The organism is Agarivorans sp. DSG3-1 (genome assembly GCF_046774965.1).
Taxonomy (GTDB): domain Bacteria; phylum Pseudomonadota; class Gammaproteobacteria; order Enterobacterales; family Celerinatantimonadaceae; genus Agarivorans.
This window is the reverse complement of record NZ_CP177241.1, coordinates 3016459-3035592: the sequence shown is the minus strand read 5'-3', so window position 1 is coordinate 3035592 and position 19134 is coordinate 3016459. Positions and strand designations below refer to the sequence as shown.

Sequence of the window (19134 nt, the reverse complement as noted above, 5' to 3'; positions counted from 1 at the left end):
ATGACGCGACAGATTCATCGCGGCAGCATATTGCATTTTCCTAAAGCCAGCCTAAATCCCAGTGAGCATTATCAATACTGGGAAGATGGCGTATTAGTGGTTAAGCACGGTCTTATTGCTCACCTTGGTGACGCTAAAGACTTCCTTCAGGCAGAGACTACGCCGCTAGCGCAATTACCCATTGTTAAACATCAAGGTTTAATCATTCCGGGCTTAATTGATAGCCATGTGCATTATCCCCAAGTTGAAGTGATTGCCAGTTTTGGCAAGCAACTATTAGATTGGCTAAATACCTACACCTTCCCTGCAGAACAACAGTTTATTGAAGCTGCTTATGCCCGCGGCCAAGCAGATTTCTTTCTACAGCAACTATTTGCCCACGGCACCACCACTGCCAGCGTGTATGCCACAGTTCATCCGCAATCCGTCACTAGCTTTTTTGAAGCCGCCCAAAGCCATAACGCGCGCATGATATGCGGCAAAGTATTAATGGACAGAAACTGCCCCGCCGCGCTGCAAGACACTCCAGATAATGGCTATTACGAGAGTAAACAATTGATTGAGCAATGGCATAAAAATGGTCGTCAGTTGTACGCCATTACTCCACGATTTGCGCCCACTTCTAGTGAAGCTCAACTGGCTAAGGCTGGCCAATTAGCCAAGGAACATCCTGACACATTTATTCAAACTCACTTGTCTGAAAACCCTAACGAAGTGCAATGGATTAATGAGCTATTCCCTGATTATTCCGACTACTTAGCAGTATACGAAGCTCATGATTTAGTTAGAGAAAAATCACTATTTGGTCATGGTATCCACCTCACCGACAGGGAATACATTGCCTTAGCCGCATCTGGTGCTACCATCAATTTCTGCCCTTCATCAAACCTGTTTTTAGGCAGCGGATTATTTAACTACCAGCGTGCCCAAGCCAACGGGGTTTCGGTCGCCCTCGCCAGCGATGTTGGCGGCGGTACTAGCCTTAGCATGTTTGCTAATCAAGCCGATGCCTACAAGGTATGTCAGTTACAACAAACCAGCCTAAGCCCATTCGATTCCTTGTATTTGTGTACTCAAGGCGCAGCCGTTGCCATGGGCATAGACACCCAAATAGGCAATTTAAATGTGGGCAGCGAAGCAGACTTTGTTGAACTTGATATGCAGCCCACACCAATGCTTAGCCAGCGCTTAAATAAAGCGCGAGATTTACGTGAACAGTTATTTGCCATTAACACCTTAGGTGACGACCGCGTGATTAACGCCACCTATGTAGCAGGTAAGCAAGTTTATAAAAAAGGACAACACTATGTGGCCACAGCTGTATGAATGGTTAGCACTATTTATTAAATGGTTTCATGTTATTGCAGGCATCGCCTGGATAGGTGCGAGCTTTTATTTTGTTTGGTTAGACAACAACCTAAAGACACCGCCAAATTGGAAAAAACGAAAAGGCATTAAAGGCGACTTATGGGCTGTGCATGGCGGAGGCTTTTACGAAGTCGCCAAATACCAAGTCGGCCCAGAGAAAATGCCCAAGAAACTGCATTGGTTTAAATGGGAAGCCTATAGCACTTGGATAAGTGGCACCTTGCTGCTGTTTTGGATTTATTATTTACGTGCCGACGCCTACTTAATCGACCCACAAATAATGGCATTAGGCACCACTCAAGCCATTGCCTTAGGAGTGGGCGGTATTACTTTAGGTTTTGCCCTATACGAAGGGCTATTACGTTCACCCATTGCCAACAAACCTCTGCTACTTAGCTTGAGCTTGGTAATAATTGGCGCGCTATTTTGTTATGGCTTCACTCAAGTATTTAGCGGCCGCGGGGCATTTATTCATATGGGCGCGTTAATTGGCACCATTATGGTGGCCAACGTTTGGATTAAAATTATTCCAGGCCAAAAGCAAATGGTGGCACAAGTTAGCGCAGGCGAAACCGTAGACCCCGCACCAGGTCTAGAAGCTAAACGCCGCTCGGTGCACAATAACTACCTCACCCTGCCGGTGATTTTTTTGATGATTAGCAATCATTACCCAATGATTTACCAACATAGCCACAGCTGGTTAATACTGTGTACCTTAATTGGTTTAAGCGCTTGGATTCGCCACTTCTTTAACTTAAAACATCAAGGTATTCACAAACCCGCCATTATTGTCAGCGGCGCTGCAGGTTTACTGTTACTGGCGGTGTTTTTAAGCTGGAGTCAGGCTAAATCAAATGCTCAGGCTCTAGCTAGTGCTAGCACCGAGAGCAGTGTTGAAGGTGAAAGCTCGATGAGCGAGCAACAGCGCCAAGTAATGAGTATTGTTCAACAGCGCTGTACCACTTGCCATAGTCGTATGCCTACCGACGACACCTTTAGCGCCGCACCTGGCGGGGTGAATCTCGATACTTGGCAGGATATAGAGCGTTGGCGTGCTCGAATCATTGAGCGTTCAGTAGTCACCAAAGACATGCCGTTTTTAAACAAAACCCAAATCACCGAGAGTGAGCGGCAAAGCCTACAGCAACTGTTAGCCCAACCGTAAAAAACGCTAAAACATTAAACGCATTACTAGCTTACGCTGGCAATGCGTTTTAGCTGTAACTCATCTCGCTAAGCAAAACTATTTTGCTTAAGCACTTCACTCATGGCTAATTGACCTCCACGAATACCGGCAGGTTTTGCGGCTTTTCCTACCGCGATAATCATGCCGATGACATGGTCTGATGGAAGCTTTATCAGCTCGGCCAGTTGCTCAGCATCAAAGCCAATCATTGGGCAACTGTCGTAACCCAAACCCTTCGCCGCTAGCATCAACGTTTGTGCTGCCATGCCGCAAGAGCGCATCGCTTCATCACGTTGCAGCTCTGCTTTACCTTGGTAAAAGTTACCTAACATTCCCACCAGCAAGCTTTGGGTTTTAGCATCAACAGCCGACCAATAACGCTCTGGGCTATTCGCCCAAGCTTGAGTATCGGCACACAGTATAATCAGCTCAGCCGCCTCACTCACCTGCGCTTGCCCCCAAGCAGCTTGCTTAACTTGCTCTCGCATACCGACATCGGTAATTCGAACAAAGCGCCAATGCTGAATATTATAAGAGGTAGGAGACAATAGCACCGCCTCCATCATTTGGGTGAAGTGTTGCGGCTCCATTGCTGCATTTGTATCAAAGTGTTTAACGGCGCGGCGTTGTTGTATGGCAGTAAACAGTTCCATGGTGGCTCCATAAGCTAAAGAAGGTTAATCAATTCCTGTTTAGCTTAATCTGTTTCATATTTGGTGATAATACGGAAAATAGTAAAGATACTGTTGAGTTTAAGTATACAGTTTACCTGTCTTTACTATGCACTTATCAATAAATAGACTGCACGCTTATTTCTTCAAAAAAGAGATGTATCAATAATGTTTAAACCCTAAACATCAGCTAAGATAATGAAGCTTTCATCGTTTTTTCAACAAGCTAGGTGTAAAAAAGGCAAGAACATTGAACGTATATTTAAGACAGCCAGAGCGCGCTGATTTAGAGGAACTCAGCGAGTGTTACCAAAACAGCGAGATTTTTCATCGCCCTTGGAGCTACCCGCCTAAAAACGTACGCGCGTATTTGGAAGAGGAACACCGCCAATTAGTGTGTTTAGCTGAAACCGGCGAAATCGTTGGTACTTTTAATATCTCGGCAGTCATTCGGGGGCATTTTCAGTCGGCTTATCTTAGCTACGAAGTGTTCCACCCTCACCAGGCCAATGGCTATATGAAAGCAGGTATTCGCCTATTACTAAACTACGCCTTTGAAGGGTTAAATTTACACCGCTTAGAAGCCAATATTCAGCCCGGTAACAAAGCCTCGATATCCTTGGTGGCTAAAGCAGGGTTTGTGAAAGAAGGCTTATCTAAAAGCTACTTAAACATTGGCGGTAAAGGCTGGAAAGACCACGAACGCTGGGCCATTCTTAACCCTAAGTGGCGAGCGACTTAAAGCTTGGTTAAAAACATGCAAAGCCTTGTTGCTGCGCGCGAGCACAGCAACAAGATCGACTTTCATCTATCTACGTCAATAGCCTAAATTTTTCCCCCGTAAATGTTCTAATAGGATTGCCGCGCTCGACCTGCCAGTGATGCTGCCAACGCAATTTTTCTTGCTTACTAATGCTCTCCTGTTCATTCATTTCCAGTTTTTGTATCAGTAAGGTTCGAGCCATCCGTTTATTTGCATGCTGGCTACGTTCACTTTCAACCCTTACAGACAAGCCTGAAGCGATATGAATGGCTCGCACCGCTGAGTCTGTGGTATTTACATGTTGGCCTCCGGCCCCTGAAGCGCGACATGTTTGAAAGCTTAATTCAGCACTATATTTAGCTTCATTAATTTCGTAACAACGTCCGCTAAAATACCAATTTCTTCGTTTATGCTTTAGCCTAAATGTACTACGGCAAACCCATAACAAAGGCCCTTGCCATGATTCTGCATATTGCAAAGCATCTTTCGGGTTTTCAGCTTCTAACTTTAACAGTATCGATTTAAAGCAATCTATTTCACTCGTTTCGGCTACTTCGACCAGCTCTAGGTGTATAGATTTCTTTTTGCATTGCTTTTCAATTACCTTTAAAGCTAAACCAAGCGCCTTACAACATTCTAGTGGTCCCTGCCCCGCAGAGAGTTGTAATAAAATCATCCAGAACAACTCCCATTAGTTTTAAACGTCAACATAGGGCGAAGCTTTGCACCCAACTCGATTAAACCGGCGTCTAGCATATCGCTAATGACACTTTCACAGCTTTTGTAAGCTTGTGGTGCTTCATCATATAAAAGCTCTTTGTTTCCACAAATCACTCTGCTGCCTAACGCAGTTTTAATCATGTCTTCGCGCTTATATTTATGACTTAAGCGTCCTTGGCATTCTCCTCGTTTCCACTTTCTTCCGGCACCATGCGCAAGAGAAAATAAATTGGTTGTTTGAGTGTTGTCTGCTCTTGGCTTTACTAGGTAAGTGTAATCTCCGCGAGAACCAGGGATGACAACATAACCTTGGTCACTTGGAGTGGCCCCTTTTCTATGTAACCAACCTTGTTGATTACCAATTGTCTTCGACATTACTAGATTGTGGTTAACATCAAGCGACGGTGTTCCTGAGCAACCAACAGCATCTAAGAAACGTAATGCAATAAGCTCTCGATTAAGTTCTGCCCAACGAACAGCTTCATCGTGTTTATCAATGTACTTTAAAAATGCTGCGCTACCATTCAACAGCCCGTTGTGATTAAACTGCGTTACATGTTCAAGTAAAATAGATTGGCCCAAGCCTCGCGATCCAGAATGAACCAACAACAAGAGTTGTTTGTTATCTATTCCAAGCTCATCAAGCCCCAGCTGAGAATAAACTTCATCAATGGCCTGAAATTCAGCAAAGTGGTTACCACCACCAATGGTTCCAAGCGCGTAGTCAAAATCAGCATTAACAATATTTTTATCATGTTTGCGCTTATCAATGATCGATAACCAAGTTTCATCTAAAGGCTCTTCAATATCTTTAAGCTTTTTTTCTAACTTATTTAAGTTTAACTTTGCTTGTTTTATTGATGTTTGCCAAAGTGCCATACCGCAGCCAATGTCATTACCTACTAGCGCAGGATATACCCGCTCTTTGGTGTGAAAAGCTGCACCAATTGGGTAACCCCTTCCAGGGTGTAGATCAGGCATACCAGCTACAAGGTTCATACTCGGTAGATCTGAAGTTTTTTTGAGTTGCTGTATTGCCAGCCCTTCTATCCAAGTTTCTTTGGACGCTATAAGGCTAACTTTATTTGTTATTTTTTGGACGGATTTGCCCATAATACCAATTCCCTTTAATCAGGATTTAAAACGAAAAACGAATTGGCAGGTCTTTACAAGAAGGAAATAAAGCGAAGGATTATTGAATCTAAATGTATTGGAAACCCAATTATATAAGCACCAAACTAAGATTTTTTTACCGAGCAAGACCTGCAAAGGTTGGGATTAATGTAGTCATATTGTTTCTCCTTTACAGATAATGTAGTAAATAATTGAGTGACGATATTAGGCAAAGATATTTTGTAAATCAATGAATAATTGATAATAAACCAAATATAATCACAGGGTGGTAATTCCTTCACCAATATTTATACAACTAACTACCAAGCTCCCAATAAGGCTGATCTACCGCTAAGTACTCTACAGCAAAATCTATAAACGCCCTCACCTTTGCTGGTAAATATTGGCGTTCGGCAAATACCGCATGAATGGTTTTGTTAGGCATTTTAAATTCATCTAACAATGTCACTAAACGGCCGGCTTTAATATCTGGCCCAGCAACAAAGGTAGGCAAACGGCCAATGCCTAATCCCTGCAGCATGGCATCACGCAAGGCTTCACTGTTATTAACTCGATAATTGCCTTTTACCTCTATTGATTGTGACTGTCCGTCACGCATAAACGTCCATTCTTTCACATCTTGCGAATAACTAAACTGTAAGCAGTTATGCTGGCTTAACTGCTCTATTTGCGTGGGGGTGCCATGTAATTTTAGGTAGGCTGGCGAGGCGCACAATACACTATTTAGCGGTGCTAATTTGCGTACAATAAGCGATGAATCGGGCAAGTCGCCAGCGCGAATAGCAAGATCAAAACCCTCGGCAACTAAATCATTGACCTTGTCGTCCATCATCATATCAATGCTGATTTTGGGATAACGCGTTAAAAACTCGGCGATTAGCGGGGCAATATGCAAACGACCAAAAGACATAGGCGTGTTTATACGCAGCAAGCCTTGCGGCTCCCCTTGTAATTGCGCCACTGCGTCTTCGGCATCTTTAGCGGCATTATGCGCTTTAGCAGCATGCTCAAAATAGTGTTTTCCCGCCTCGGTTAAACTGAGTTTACGGGTCGTTCGATGTAGCAACTTTACGCCAAGGTGTTGTTCTAACTGGTTTACCCGCTTGCTTACCGCCGATTTAGAAATACCCAAACTGCGCGCCGCAGGCGAAAAGCCGCCGCTTTCTACCACTGCAACAAACACAGGAATTGCCGAAAACCCATCCATAGCTTCACCACTGTCAACTTAAACTCAACAGTTATTATCAAATTTAGGGAATTATCAGTCAATACGATTACGATTAAACTGGCGCTGCTTCCTTAAATGAGATATTCACAATGATCAACAGCCAGCACTTAGCGCCAGCAAACTCATTAATAAACACCAACAAAGGCACCCACGGCTTAATGCTCATCATGGTGGCATTGGTGGCTAGCTCGTTTCCCGTGGGCTCAGCTATTACTTATGCCCTTCCACCAGTGGTGATGATGTTTCTGCGTTTTTTAATGGCCGCCCTATTGTTCGCCCCTTATGTAATAGCGAAAAACGGCTGGGCACTACCGCCACTGCGCGCCTTGTTCGGCTATGCCTTACTTAGCATTCCCTTGGTGATATTTTTTTGGTGTATGTTCGAAGCGTTGCGTCATACCAGCGCCATTAACACTGGCGCACTTTATACCACCTTGCCAGCAATGACAGCGCTCGCTAGTTACTTAATCAATCACCAAGCAATAAGTAAGCGTCGCCAACTGGGCTTATTAATAGGTACCGTAGGCGCTTTATGGATTGTATTTCGCGGCCAAATTAGCGCTCTGGTTAACTTACAGCTGAACAGTGGCGACCTGTTGTTTTTGGTGGGTTGCTTAAGCTTAAGTGTTTATAACCCCTTAATGAAAAAATGCTATCGTGGCGAGCACCAAGAGCTAATGACCTTTTGGGTTATCTTGTTTGGTGCCGTTTGGTTATTGGTATTAGCGTTCCCCAGCTTTAGCCAAATAGATTGGAGCAGTGTTACATTTAGGGTATATGCGGGCATTAGTTACCTAGCCTTATTTACCACTCTTATTACCTTCTTCTTATTACAAATTGGCACCTTGAAACTGGGGCCAACTAAGGTGGCAGCTTACAGCTATTTAACCCCACTATTTGTTATTTTACTCACCGTTTTAATGGGTATAGAACAACTAGATTGGCAAACCTTACCAGGTGCAGCGTTCATTTTGATAGCAATGTTATTAATCCAAAACGAGCCTAGATAAGCGCTATTTTTGTTGACCAAGGCTGTGCTTCTCCAATAAGGTGTGCGTAGTTTTTGCAAACGCTACAGGAAGTACACTATGGCACAAGCTGATACCACAAGTTTCATAGAAATCCTCACCCAAGATCCAGACCAAATTCGCTTTGAAGATAGCATGGCTATTATTGAGGCTAACTACAGTTTTACCCCGTGCGCGTTTAGCAACGGTGAACAAAATAATGCCGCTGGAGAAAACTCAGGTTCATGTAAAGTGTTTGCTTTTGCCCAGCTACAAGCCTTAAGTAAACAACAAACTCTCGCCTTATTTGGCCAGTACTATCAGGATGTACTGGATACCCCTCAAGGTGAAGATCATCAAAACATTCGTCAGTTTATAAAAAATGGGTGGGACGGGATTTCATTCTCTCAGCCAGCCTTAAGTAAAAAAGTATAAACACCAAAAAAAGCCGCGTTAGCGGCTTTTAAACAAATCTATAATCTTATACTGCATACGTATCGCTTATTTGAGCATTCGTTATTACATTTCAAATATAAGTAAATCACACCAAAGAGTCGCTACACATAGTACAGATGTCGCAAAGGCTAACCGCCTATGTTTTACCTTATTATACGTGATGTGTATGTAAGCTTGAGCACACCTAGCAATAACAAATGTCCAAGCCGCTAAAAGCCCTATAATACTGTCAATACCTAGCCCAATGTAAATTGAACATACCGCATAAAAAAGAACAGGAACTTCAAACAAGTTATTGAAGCAACGCGTCGTTTTTATCATCTCTACTGGTACATCTTGTGCTTGCATCAGCTTAAAATAGTCGGCTGATACTAATCCATTTTTAACACTTAATGCCCGTGTTTTGACGCTAATCAATCCCACTAGTCCAGTCAGCAGAAAAAGAACAAAAATGGCGTAAACCATGTGTAACTCATTAAGTAGTTAAACAAGGCTTGATTCTACTGGGTACCTTTATATGATAAAGATCATATAAAAATGATTTAAGCGGTAACATGCCTTTTTCAAAAGCACATAAAGAAAAAACGAGAGTTCGGATACTTATTGGTGCTAAGGCGCTGTTTTCCAATAAAGGGTTTGATGCAGTAACGGTAAACGAAGTAATGGAACACTGCTCATTCACAAGAGGCGCTTTTTACGCACATTTCAAAAGTAAATCAGAGCTATATAAAGAAGCGTTAACGTTTTCTGCGGCCAGTAGTCAACTAACACAAAATAAGCCGAAAAACACATCTACCAAAGAGTGGCTAAGCTACTAATTAGACGGCTACTTAAGTATTGAGCATGTGCGGGGGGAGAAACCTTGCCCTCTTGCATTCTTAGCTACAGATATAGTTTCTAGAGATAGTTCAACCAAAGAAACTTATGCCAATGCCAACACCTACCAAAACTTCAATGCAATTATTATGGATTATGCTGGACTCAATTCACCTAGTAACAAGGCTGATATTTTGTCATTAACATCAATGATCATTGGTGCAGTGGCTATTTCAAGAACTATAGATGACCAGAAGGTAGTGTATGAAATTCTCACTTCGTGTAGGCAGCAGGCGCGAAAGATAATAGGTGGAATATAAGCCGTGAACTAAACCTAGTAATAAGCTAGCCACGACAAGCATACTTTGAACGGATTTAAACCGTTACGATACTGTTTAGCGCACCTAAAATTAAAAGAACCACCAGTAGAGCAATTACATACATAGCGACAAATTGGAAAGTGATAGCGCTTCCCCCCATAACTGCAGCACCTGCTGCAATACGTGGAGGCTCTTTTTGAGTAAAAGAAACAACTGCAAGTATAGTTGCTAGGCCACCTAATAATGAAATTGTGACGTCTATGACTTTATCTGTACTCCAATCAGCTCTATGTGTTTCACTTACCACTTGTTTTCCAGATAAAGCATTTAACGCCGCAGTTCTAATCGACACCGCTTTTTCCGCAACAAGTGTTTCAATGGTTGGTTGAGGCGAAAAAGGGCCAGCCCAAAAGCTCGCTAATGCAGCGAGAAAAGCAATGGCCCCTAAAAACATCCCTATATGTCCGAATTTCAATCCCTTTCCTCGTTCAATATGATGAAGATAACTCCATTACCCAATAGAGCATGATATAGCAACACCAAGCCCTAGGTTAAACTGGGCATGACTGTGGTCATCTACTATTACTTATACTCGTTATTACTCGTAAATAGGCGCATCATAGTTATAGCCTTCATCGGAATAGGCGGTAACCATTGCATCTTCCACTAAGCCAGTTTCTGCCTGAACCTGCGTTTCGAAAAAGTGTTGTACTTGTTTTCTACGACCATGCGCAGCCCAAGATTCCGGGCTATCCCAAACTTCGTTAAATACAATTGGGTACTCGTTTCTAGTAGCGCTTGGATGGTCAATTTGTCGCGTTAGCATGTACTGAATACAGCCTTTCTCGCGATAAGAATCTGGCTCAAGTGCTTTAAGCACCTCAAATAACTCAGCTTCCTTTCCTGCTTTTGGTTTGAACTGAGCTAATACATATACACGGCTTGTCATAAAATTCTCTTTCTTTTAAGGTTTAGGGAAATAGTAAATAATTGTAGAAGAAACTAACAGAGTAAAACGAGCTTAAATAGTGAGGATACTTTAGATCGGTCAAGCCAAGCTTTGCTATAGAAGGCTTAGTACACAGCCTTAAGCCAGAGTGGTTTGATTAGACAAATTCAGACCTATTTTATTCTCAGTCAAAACCTTTGCCACATTCACTACAACAGTTAGTGGGCAACTGCCAACCAGAGGGATTTACTGATTTGTAAATAACAGGTTCTCCACAATCATTGCACTTAAGAGTTAACACATACAGCCCAAAGTAAGCTAAATAGCCAATGGCGACCCAATATGTGATAGATACTGTTTCTAGACTACTTTGAAATGAGCCTTCATCACCGAACAACGCATTAGCGGTACACAGTACGATAAGGATCATTACCCGAAAATAAAAACTCTTGACCATCCTTGTCACTAGGTCACTCCTATTGATAACGATTCGCTAAAGAACAAGTAATCATATTCTACTGACTTTAAAGTCAAAAAATATTCAACTCAAGTGCCAAAGTGCGAGGTATTGATCTCGTCACGCACCAATTATGCCCCTTGGTCGAATGCCTTATAAAGTGGCTAAAATACGGCCTATTTAACCAGCTTCGAAAGGTAGGGAATATTGCGGAGGAGGTTATTCCACGGTAGTCCGTAGCCGATTAACATGTCGTTGTTTGGCATTTCATAGGCGTAGTGCTGAGGTACAGAAATATCCACTCGCCCCGGCTTTACAAACAGGGTGGCGATACTGATGGATTTGAGCGCATAAGACTCACTTAAATAAGTCACCAAGCGCTTCATGGTGCCGCCCGACTCGATGGCGTCATCAACCACAATCACATGCTGGTTCTCAAGCGTGATATTTTGATGGAATACAATGGTAGAGTTGTTATTGCTGTCGCCCGGCGTATGCGGGCAAGAGATGGTATCCATACCAATATCAAAGCTTAATTCTCGCACGAGATCTGCAGTAAACAATATGCCACCCGGTACTACACTAATAATAACTGCACTCTCGCCATGGTATTTTTGATTAAGTTGCTCTGCTACTTTGCTTACGCCCTGCTGGATTTGGCGCTGGCTTAACACTAGCTCACCAATGTGTTTATTGCTCATATCACTACCTTTTCACTGTTATTTGTCGTTACTATTCGATTTTTTTTGAGCTTACTTTGCTGGCACTTCGGCATGCTGAAGTAGATTAGTTTGCGGCCACTGCTTTAGCCGTTCGGTGCTAAACAACATAACGCCACTAAAGATAGACAAGGCTATTGGCAGCGCGATAAACGATATTGAACCAGCAATCACACCAATCAATGGTGGCATTAAAGTAGTCCCCACATAAGCACAGGCCATAGACAAACCAATAATGGCCTGTGAAGCTTGTTTTCCAAAACGCACTGGCGTGAGGTGAATAGTATTGGGGTAAATAGGCGCGCAGCCTAGGCCAATCAAAATTAGCCCCAATTTTGAAACCAAAGGTGAGATAGGAGCAAGCAACAAGACCACACCCACAAAAATAGTGATTACGCCCACTCTAATCAGTTTATCTTCTGCTACACGCTCGGCAATAAAACCACAGAAAAAACGCCCAAGAGTAATACCTAAAAAGTACATAGCGGTCCAAAATGCGGCAACCGATGCACTCACGCCCTTTTCGGTAATTAGGTAACTGGCTGCCCACAAACCCGTACCCGCCTCTAAAGAGCAATAACAGAAAAAAGTGAGTAGCTGTAGTTTCACGCCTTTAATCTTTAAGGCGGTACTATTGCTGATTAAAGCTTGCGGCTCGCCACCAGCTCTTAATGCTTCACTGGCGGCTTTTTTCCATAAAGGGAGTGCCAGTAAAAGCACGGCCACCAAAGCAAACTGAATGTAAGAAATGGTGGTGTAACCCTCTCGCCAGCCCTGTTGTTGGCTTAAGTACATGGCCATAATAAGCGGCCCAGCGGTGGCCCCTACTCCCCAAAAAGAATGTAGGTAATTCATATGTTTGGCTTTGTAGTTAAGCGCGACAAAGTTGTTTAAAGCGGCATCTACCGCGCCAGCACCTAAGCCCAACGGCACTGCCAGTAATACTAGCAGCCAAACATTATCAGCATAACTAAAGCCATAAAGCGCTATGGCGGTCATCAATACACTTACCGCCACCACTTTGCCTGTACCAAAGTGATGGGTAACTCGGCTAGATAACAGGCTTGATACCACCGTACCTGCGCTCACTACAATGGCAATGACCCCAGCAAACTCGAGATTTGAGTTGAGATCGCCACTCATAATCGGCCAAGACGAGCCCAATAATGAGTCGGGTAAGCCTAAACTGATAAAGGCTAAATAGATTATGGCAAGTAGTAACAACATCAAACAGGGCTCTGGAGTGGTTTTATAAAAACGATACTCCCAATAACTATTGCTTAGTAGCCAAATACTCTCCTAAACTATAACAAAGCTCCCAAATCGTTATGAGATGCAAATTTACAACATTCAAACCGATGCCGAAGGCCGCGAGTTAACCCATCATGGTTTCGATGATTTCCCCTGCGCATATTATGACGAAAGATTTTCTGAGTTTATTGGTGGTGAAGTACCTTGGCACTGGCACGATGAAATAGAACTAGTACAAGTTGTTGCCGGTAGCACACTGCTGGAGTGTGTTGGTGGAAGTACCCCATTAACGGTTGGTGATGCGGTGTTTGTGAATGCTGGCACCTTGCACAAAATGACTCAAATTGGCGAGCAAGATTGCCGAATTTTAAACTTTGTATTAGCCCCACAGTTAATTGGCGGCGCTAAAAATAGCCGCATATATAAGCACTATGTGTACCCGGTGATAACCAATAGTGAATTACCCTATTATAAATTCTCTGCCAATAGTCCTTGGCAAAGCCGCGCCATTAAAGAGTTAGAGCGGGCCTTTGCTGCCAGCCAACAGAAAAACGCCACTTATGAGCTGGCGGTAAACTTACACCTGATGAGGTTTTGGCAGCTATTTTGCGAAAATCAGCCAAGCATTTTGGCGAGTTCGCAGGTATCGTCGGTTCAACAAGCTAGAGTTCAAGCTTTATTAGGGTTTATTCACCAGAATTATCGCGACAGTATATCTACAGCCGCCATGAGCAAGGCCGCCAATATTAGTGAAAGTGAGTGTTATCGTTTGTTTAGCTGCGCGTTAAAAAGCAGCCCTAATCAATACTTGCTGCACTACCGCTTACAACAAGCAGCTAACCAGTTAATTGAATCTAGCCGCCCAATTACTGAAGTCGCGCATAATGTAGGCTTTAATTGCCCCGCCTATTTTGCTAAACGCTTTAAGCAGGCATATGGGAAAACACCTAAGCAGTTTCGTCGTGAATAACGAGTAGTACTGTACTGTGCCATTATTCACAAACAACCAACCATTCTTAAATTAGTTTTCTGGGGTAACCCCTTGGTGTTGCTGCTGCTTAAGCCACTCTTGCATGTGTTTATCAAACAAACGTTCAAAGGTACCAAACTCCGATAGCTGGGCTACCCGCTCACTTAAATGCCGGCGCAAGGCCTCGCTATTACAGCCTGATTTTTTTGAAAAAGTAAAATAGAGCCCTTCTACTGAAATAGGGCTTTCTAAGGGAGTCACCTGGCCTTTTAGCCCCGCAGATTCCAAAATGGCTAAGCCTTGATAAAGCTCGTACAGCACATAATCAAAACGCTCTGCCAATAACATAGCGAACGAACGTTCAGCTGTGGCGCTGGTAAGAATGGCTAAATTCTTTTTGGAATAGCTGTCAAAGTCTTGGCCAAAGCTGTTATTTATTAGCGTACCGCCTCGCAGCTCTAATAAGTCTTCCCATTTTTGGTAATCAAACTCTTTACCTTTTTTTGTCCAAACCACACTGGGTACATCACTAAACTGCGGCACAATGTAATCCATGTAAGTTTGCCGCTCTTCGGTTAAAAACGCGCCGGCTAACATGTCTACTTCGCCATGTTTTGCTTCTTGTAAGGCGCGAGCCCATACGCCACGATCTTTAGCGTCAACTGTAATACCAGTATCCATTAATGCTAGTTCTAACAGCTCTATGGCTAAGCCTGTTAGCTGACCAGGGTTGTTTTGGTCGCGCCACAATATAGGTGGGTATTCGGCATTGCCCGTTACCGTAAGCCGGTTACAGATAGAGAGTTCGGCAAGGGCCGGAAAAGATAAACAAGCGGCAATAGCAATACTTAATGCGGGGCGTTTCAATCCTTCAAACAATCGCATAGAGATCCTTTTTATGTGAGCGCTGTAATAAGCCTAGCCACTAACATTAAGTTCGCAACTCAATAGCACTGGGCTTATGAGGCAACGCACAAATTAAGATATCCACTCTCGTCAATGGCTACTCAGCAGCATTTACCTGCTTAGCCTGCTGCCAAGCTTGCCTGCACAGCTCGCTGCCATCGGCCTCTAACGGCGCTTCTACAATCCAGCGTAATGGCGATACCACTGGGCTGGTAACAAATCGCAGAGTAGTGCCAATAAGTCCGCCACTAGCTACGCCAATCTTAAAGTCTTCAAAGCTACCGCTCACTTGAACAGGCGTAGATAAGCCAAATATTTGCGCCCGTTTAGCTTGTGGCCGCAGGATCATGTTGACCTGTTGCTGGTCGAAATCTACTTGGGTTTCACCCAGTACTCGCATACGTGAGGTATCCGCAAGCAACACGTTTTGGGCTAACTGGCCATCTTTACTATCAAAAACTGCCACCACGCAATTGAGGACGGATTTTTCTGAATCGTCTAACTCTGGCACTACTGCGCTAGCTAAGCTCACCGCCCATAAATCCATAATGCCTGCTTCAAACTGTTGCGGCCACACGCCAAACCCCACCTGCCCGTTCATGTTTTCTAGCCATTGCTGTGGCGTTTCAAAGCGGCTATTTACATCTAAATGGACACTTAGCTCACCGTTCATCTCGGTATCGGGTTTAATTCGCCTCGCCAGCAAACCGTAATCAAAGTTTTCAACTTTGGCTGTTAACTCACTGTAAAAACCCGCGCCTTGGGTACTAAGTTCGCCACTTAAGTGGATTTCCCCTCCAGGTAAGGCCAGCCACAAAGGTGCTAATTGAAAACGCGCATCTTGTAAGGTCCAATACAATTTACCTTGGCCTAACCAGTCATCTCCCGACTGCACCTTCTCTACGTCTAAACGAAACTTGGCATTTAGCTGTTCAAACACCTGCTGACTCAACAAAGCCTGTACACTTTCTTCGGTTTCTGGATTTGTGGCGGCTTGTTGGTTTGATGTTTTTAAGGCAGACTCAGGCCTTGCCGGTGACTCAGAACTTGTATCATTTGCCCAGCCTTGCCAACCGCCTGTTTTAAAATCGTCTAGCTGAATATTATTGGCACTGATCGCAATGTCTAACATGGGTTTGGCGCCAGTGGTGACTAAGCTAGCAACCCCACTTAGCTCACTCTCTGCCACTGACATAAGCATTTTGTTAATGGCGTAACCTTGCGGGCTAAGCACTAACTCACCAGCCAGTTTAATTGGGCCGAAGGGCGGCAGTTGAATACCATGAAGACTGTCTAATAAACTCAGCTTTGGGCTGCTTATGTCTACCGCTAAGCTAAGATTTTGCAAAGAAATGGGCCGAGGTAAATTGGCCTTAGCGTGTAAGGCTACTTCAGCCAAATCTAGGTCTAATTCAATAGGTAAAGCGTCTGGTTTTTGAGTAAATTCTGCCAAACTTAAGGTGCGGATAGACAGTGCTAGTGGCAACTGCTTTAACTGGCCATTTAGCGCTAGCTGCAGCGGTTTGTTAGGGCTGGCACTTACACTGCCCTCGCTAAGCTCTACGCGTGCGCTGGCTTGGGTGTTTGGGTCTACCAATGTCCAATATCCGCCGCTTAATTTTGCACTTAACTCGGTACTCGCCAGTAGTTGAGCAATGTTATCGCCACTTAAGGCTAAATTGAATTCAGCTTTGTCTAAACGAATCTCAGCTTGTTCAGCAATATTAAATTGTTTAAGCAATTGGCCGATATTTGGCTGCTTAGATGCAACAGCAAAATCTAACGTTAATGGTGATGAACGTAAGTCTAATACTGCATTACCAGAGAACTTACTTTGAGCAAATTCGGCACTAAATGGCGCTTTCTGTAGCCAACCATCACGTGCTAAACCCGAAAAGCTCACGTTTTCTAATTGATGATCACCCAATAACAGTTTGTTAATGCTTATCGCCAAATCAGCATCATGAATGGCAAAGCCTTGAGGCAATATCGGCACTCGAATATCAATCGTTTTCAACTCTTGGCGAGTAAGGCTTGGCTCGGTTTCGGCTGGTGTTTTGGTGGTACTTTTGGGTTCAACGTTGGTGAGTAACGCCGTTAGTTGGCCAACATCTATTTTCTGCCAATCTGATTTAATACTGACTAAACCTTGCGCCGTTTTGGCTTTGTTCCATGAAGCCTCCAAAGAACCTTGGCTATCGGCTATTTGTAACTGGCGAATCTGCAGCTGTGATTCGCCACGGTCTATTTGCATATCCAACGCCAGTTTTAACGCCCCTTTTGCTTGTTTATCCAGCCCTAACCAGGGCGCTAACAAGCCAATCTGAGAACCACTGGCATTAAGCTCTACACTTGCTCCATCTTGCCACTTTCCACTAGGCAGCTCACCACTTAGTTGCATCTCTATCGCCGGAGAATCTAGCTGCATGTTCACTCGCCAAGCTTGTTGATTTAGCATGGCTCTTAAAGGACTGGTTTTAAGCTCGGCCTTAACAGGAATATCTAATAAAATACCGTCGATATTAATGCTGACTTCGCTATCGACACTCGCCGTTAAACTGGCTTGTTTAATGTTGAAGGCAGTGCCAGCAGGCAATAGCATTTGGCTATCTTCAATTTTGTAATTGAAGTGACTATTAGCAAAAAGCTCTGCCACAGTAGTGCCTTTGGCACTTATTCTCAGTACCGAACGCCCAATATTACCGGTGCTGCCCGCAAGCATGGGAATACGGCTGGCGAGTTTATCTAATGGGGACTTTTGCGCGACTAAGCGCATAGAGGTATTTAAACTATCGTCTTTAATGCTAGCTTTCAGATTGCCGCGGAAACGTATATCGTCAACCACTGCCCTCAGGGGTGCTTTTAAACTTTCTCCCTCAACCTTAAGGCCAACGCTAACATTTGCTATTTCTTGTGGAAGCCCTTCTATGCTGCCAATGGTTAAGGATAAATCTGCGTTAGCTTGATTAAACCAATAACGAATAATCTGCAATAACGGCAAGGTTTCTTCTTCAGGCTCGGCGTTTTGAGCGCCGGCCAATTGCGCTTGCGGTTCGGCCGAGTTAACTTGCGGTAATTCATTGTCTGCTAACGGCTTGCTAGCCGTCTCATCTGGTAGCTCTGCCAACCAAGGCGCTAAATCAATTTTATCAATGTTCAACTTACCGTTAATCTCTAGGGGCTCTTGGCCACTTAAGGCAAGCTCTCCCTTAAAAATGCTTGAAGCAAGCTGAGCACTAATGGGGGATAAGCTATATTGACCAGGCTTTCCATCAAAGCGAGTGGCCAGCTTTATTGGTGCAAGTTGCGCTAGATCATCCCCCAACAAACGACCAATAGATTGCGCGTTTTGCCAATCTACGCTCAGCTCCATATAGCTGTTTTGGTCGCTTTGTGGGGCAAGTTTGCCACTAAGGCCTAACTTGGCGTCGGCAACTTGCATGTTTAACGCAATATCGCCAGCGCGGCCTTGCAATAAGGGCTCTAACTGCCATGTTGAATCCACAGAATACGATTCATCTAACATGCTGCCGTAAGCAGTCATGGCCAGCGTTTCGCTATCAATAGAGGTAAGTTTTAATTCTTCTAGGTGCCAGTTAAGTACTGCTTCGGCAGCTTGGTCACGGTAGTTAATGCTGACATCACTAATCAGAATTTGTTCTTTAATGTCGAAGCTGTAGTTAATTCCTTGCCACGAAAAACGCCCCTCTTGAGTTTGCTCACTGCCAGTTTTTTTTGCTGATGTGGCTTGAGAAGAGGTATTAGAGGCCGCAAACTGCCAATTGTTTTCCCCGCTTTCTGCTCGTATTAGCTCGAGATAAAAACCATCTAATAAAATTTGGTCGATTTGCAGATGGCGTCGAAGCAACGGCAATACATCTATTTGCATACTGGCTTGACGAACTTGAGCAAAGTAGGGTTCGCTAAAGCCGCTGGAGTTCGCTATTTCAATTTGTTCTACGTTTATTGCCGGCCTAAAAGACAGCTCCAAATTAATCTCGCCGCTTATTTGCACATCACGCTGCAACTGCTCAGACAGTAAGTTGGTGACGAACTGGCGACTATCGCCAATCTCTACTTTTATGCCTACCACTAACAAAACAATGGGAAGTAGCAAAATGCCCAACAAAACCGCAAAGCTAATAAGGCTTCGCTTTAACCAACGCGTCATTTTCATCACTAATTTCACTAATAACAGGACATATAAACCACT

The 19134-nt window shown here is 43.9% G+C and carries 18 protein-coding genes; 7 read left to right on the top strand and 11 right to left on the bottom strand.

Annotation, left to right across the window (positions count from 1 at the left end; all coding sequences use genetic code 11):
- Both guaD and ACLD71_RS14140 read left to right on the top strand, forming a co-directional pair.
- Entirely contained in the window at positions 1-1326 is a 1326-nt protein-coding gene (gene guaD / locus ACLD71_RS14145; RefSeq protein WP_411991084.1) for a guanine deaminase, read from the top strand.
- Positions 1307-2533 carry a urate hydroxylase PuuD gene (locus ACLD71_RS14140; RefSeq protein ID WP_411991083.1) on the top strand — a complete coding sequence of 409 codons (1227 nt, stop codon included), beginning with the start codon at positions 1307-1309 and terminating at the stop codon, positions 2531-2533. Before guaD ends, ACLD71_RS14140 begins: the two co-directional genes overlap by 20 nt.
- Positions 2534-2601: 68 nt before the next feature.
- Here the strand turns inward: ACLD71_RS14140 and ACLD71_RS14135 are convergent, their stop codons facing one another.
- Entirely contained in the window at positions 2602-3207 is a 606-nt protein-coding gene (locus ACLD71_RS14135; protein ID WP_137675159.1) for a nitroreductase family protein, read from the bottom strand.
- Between the two features lie 268 nt (positions 3208-3475).
- On the opposite strand from ACLD71_RS14135, the gene ACLD71_RS14130 reads away from it, so the two are divergent.
- The gene (locus tag ACLD71_RS14130; protein ID WP_411991082.1) at positions 3476-3967 is read left to right on the top strand and encodes a GNAT family N-acetyltransferase; all 492 of its coding nucleotides are present in this window, start codon (positions 3476-3478) and stop codon (positions 3965-3967) included.
- Between the two features lie 70 nt (positions 3968-4037).
- Here ACLD71_RS14130 and prfH read toward each other — a convergent pair whose 3' ends face one another.
- From prfH to ACLD71_RS14115, 3 genes are all read right to left on the bottom strand, one after another.
- Positions 4038-4664, bottom strand: coding sequence for a peptide chain release factor H (prfH, locus tag ACLD71_RS14125; RefSeq protein ID WP_411991081.1), 627 nt, complete (start codon positions 4662-4664; stop codon positions 4038-4040).
- The gene (locus ACLD71_RS14120) at positions 4661-5821 is read right to left on the bottom strand and encodes an RNA ligase RtcB family protein (RefSeq protein ID WP_411991080.1); all 1161 of its coding nucleotides are present in this window, start codon (positions 5819-5821) and stop codon (positions 4661-4663) included. The genes prfH and ACLD71_RS14120 overlap by 4 nt, the downstream gene beginning before the upstream one ends.
- A 316-nt stretch (positions 5822-6137) precedes the next feature.
- Positions 6138-7049, bottom strand: coding sequence for a LysR family transcriptional regulator (locus ACLD71_RS14115; protein WP_411991079.1), 912 nt, complete (start codon positions 7047-7049; stop codon positions 6138-6140).
- 110 nt (positions 7050-7159) lie between these two features.
- On the opposite strand from ACLD71_RS14115, the gene ACLD71_RS14110 reads away from it, so the two are divergent.
- Together ACLD71_RS14110 and ACLD71_RS14105 are read left to right on the top strand one after the other, a co-directional pair.
- Complete coding sequence (locus tag ACLD71_RS14110; protein WP_411991078.1) at positions 7160-8080, top strand: DMT family transporter; 921 nt, start codon at positions 7160-7162, stop codon at positions 8078-8080.
- A 78-nt stretch (positions 8081-8158) separates the two neighbouring features.
- On the top strand, positions 8159-8512 hold the full coding sequence (locus ACLD71_RS14105) for a HopJ type III effector protein (RefSeq protein ID WP_303553577.1): 354 nt from the start codon (positions 8159-8161) through the stop codon (positions 8510-8512).
- 84 nt (positions 8513-8596) lie between these two features.
- On the opposite strand, the gene ACLD71_RS14100 is transcribed toward ACLD71_RS14105, so the two are convergent.
- Positions 8597-8998, bottom strand: a complete 402-nt coding sequence (locus ACLD71_RS14100) for an MAPEG family protein (protein ID WP_411991077.1) — start codon at positions 8996-8998, stop codon at positions 8597-8599.
- A gap of 89 nt (positions 8999-9087) precedes the next feature.
- Here ACLD71_RS14100 and ACLD71_RS14095 point away from each other — a divergent pair, with 89 nt between their 5' ends.
- Positions 9088-9351 (top strand): TetR/AcrR family transcriptional regulator, encoded by a 264-nt coding sequence (locus ACLD71_RS14095; RefSeq protein ID WP_411991076.1) that lies wholly within the window; start codon positions 9088-9090, stop codon positions 9349-9351.
- A gap of 373 nt (positions 9352-9724) precedes the next feature.
- On the opposite strand, the gene ACLD71_RS14090 is transcribed toward ACLD71_RS14095, so the two are convergent.
- The 4 genes from ACLD71_RS14090 to ACLD71_RS14075 form a co-directional block, all read right to left on the bottom strand.
- Positions 9725-10144 (bottom strand): hypothetical protein, encoded by a 420-nt coding sequence (locus ACLD71_RS14090; RefSeq protein WP_411991075.1) that lies wholly within the window; start codon positions 10142-10144, stop codon positions 9725-9727.
- 123 nt (positions 10145-10267) lie between these two features.
- Complete coding sequence (locus ACLD71_RS14085; protein ID WP_137675152.1) at positions 10268-10618, bottom strand: putative quinol monooxygenase; 351 nt, start codon at positions 10616-10618, stop codon at positions 10268-10270.
- A gap of 633 nt (positions 10619-11251) precedes the next feature.
- Entirely contained in the window at positions 11252-11776 is a 525-nt protein-coding gene (locus ACLD71_RS14080) for a phosphoribosyltransferase (RefSeq protein ID WP_411991074.1), read from the bottom strand.
- Between the two features lie 51 nt (positions 11777-11827).
- The gene (locus ACLD71_RS14075) at positions 11828-13021 is read right to left on the bottom strand and encodes an MFS transporter (RefSeq protein WP_411991073.1); all 1194 of its coding nucleotides are present in this window, start codon (positions 13019-13021) and stop codon (positions 11828-11830) included.
- 106 nt (positions 13022-13127) lie between these two features.
- Between ACLD71_RS14075 and ACLD71_RS14070 the strand changes: the two genes are divergently transcribed.
- Positions 13128-14015, top strand: a complete 888-nt coding sequence (locus tag ACLD71_RS14070) for an AraC family transcriptional regulator (protein WP_411991072.1) — start codon at positions 13128-13130, stop codon at positions 14013-14015.
- 51 nt (positions 14016-14066) lie between these two features.
- On the opposite strand, the gene ACLD71_RS14065 is transcribed toward ACLD71_RS14070, so the two are convergent.
- Together ACLD71_RS14065 and ACLD71_RS14060 are read right to left on the bottom strand one after the other, a co-directional pair.
- Positions 14067-14900 (bottom strand): substrate-binding periplasmic protein, encoded by an 834-nt coding sequence (locus tag ACLD71_RS14065; RefSeq protein ID WP_303515341.1) that lies wholly within the window; start codon positions 14898-14900, stop codon positions 14067-14069.
- Positions 14901-15018: 118 nt separating this feature from the next.
- Positions 15019-19092, bottom strand: coding sequence for an AsmA family protein (locus tag ACLD71_RS14060; RefSeq protein WP_411991071.1), 4074 nt, complete (start codon positions 19090-19092; stop codon positions 15019-15021).
- Between the last annotated feature and the right edge of the window lie 42 nt (positions 19093-19134).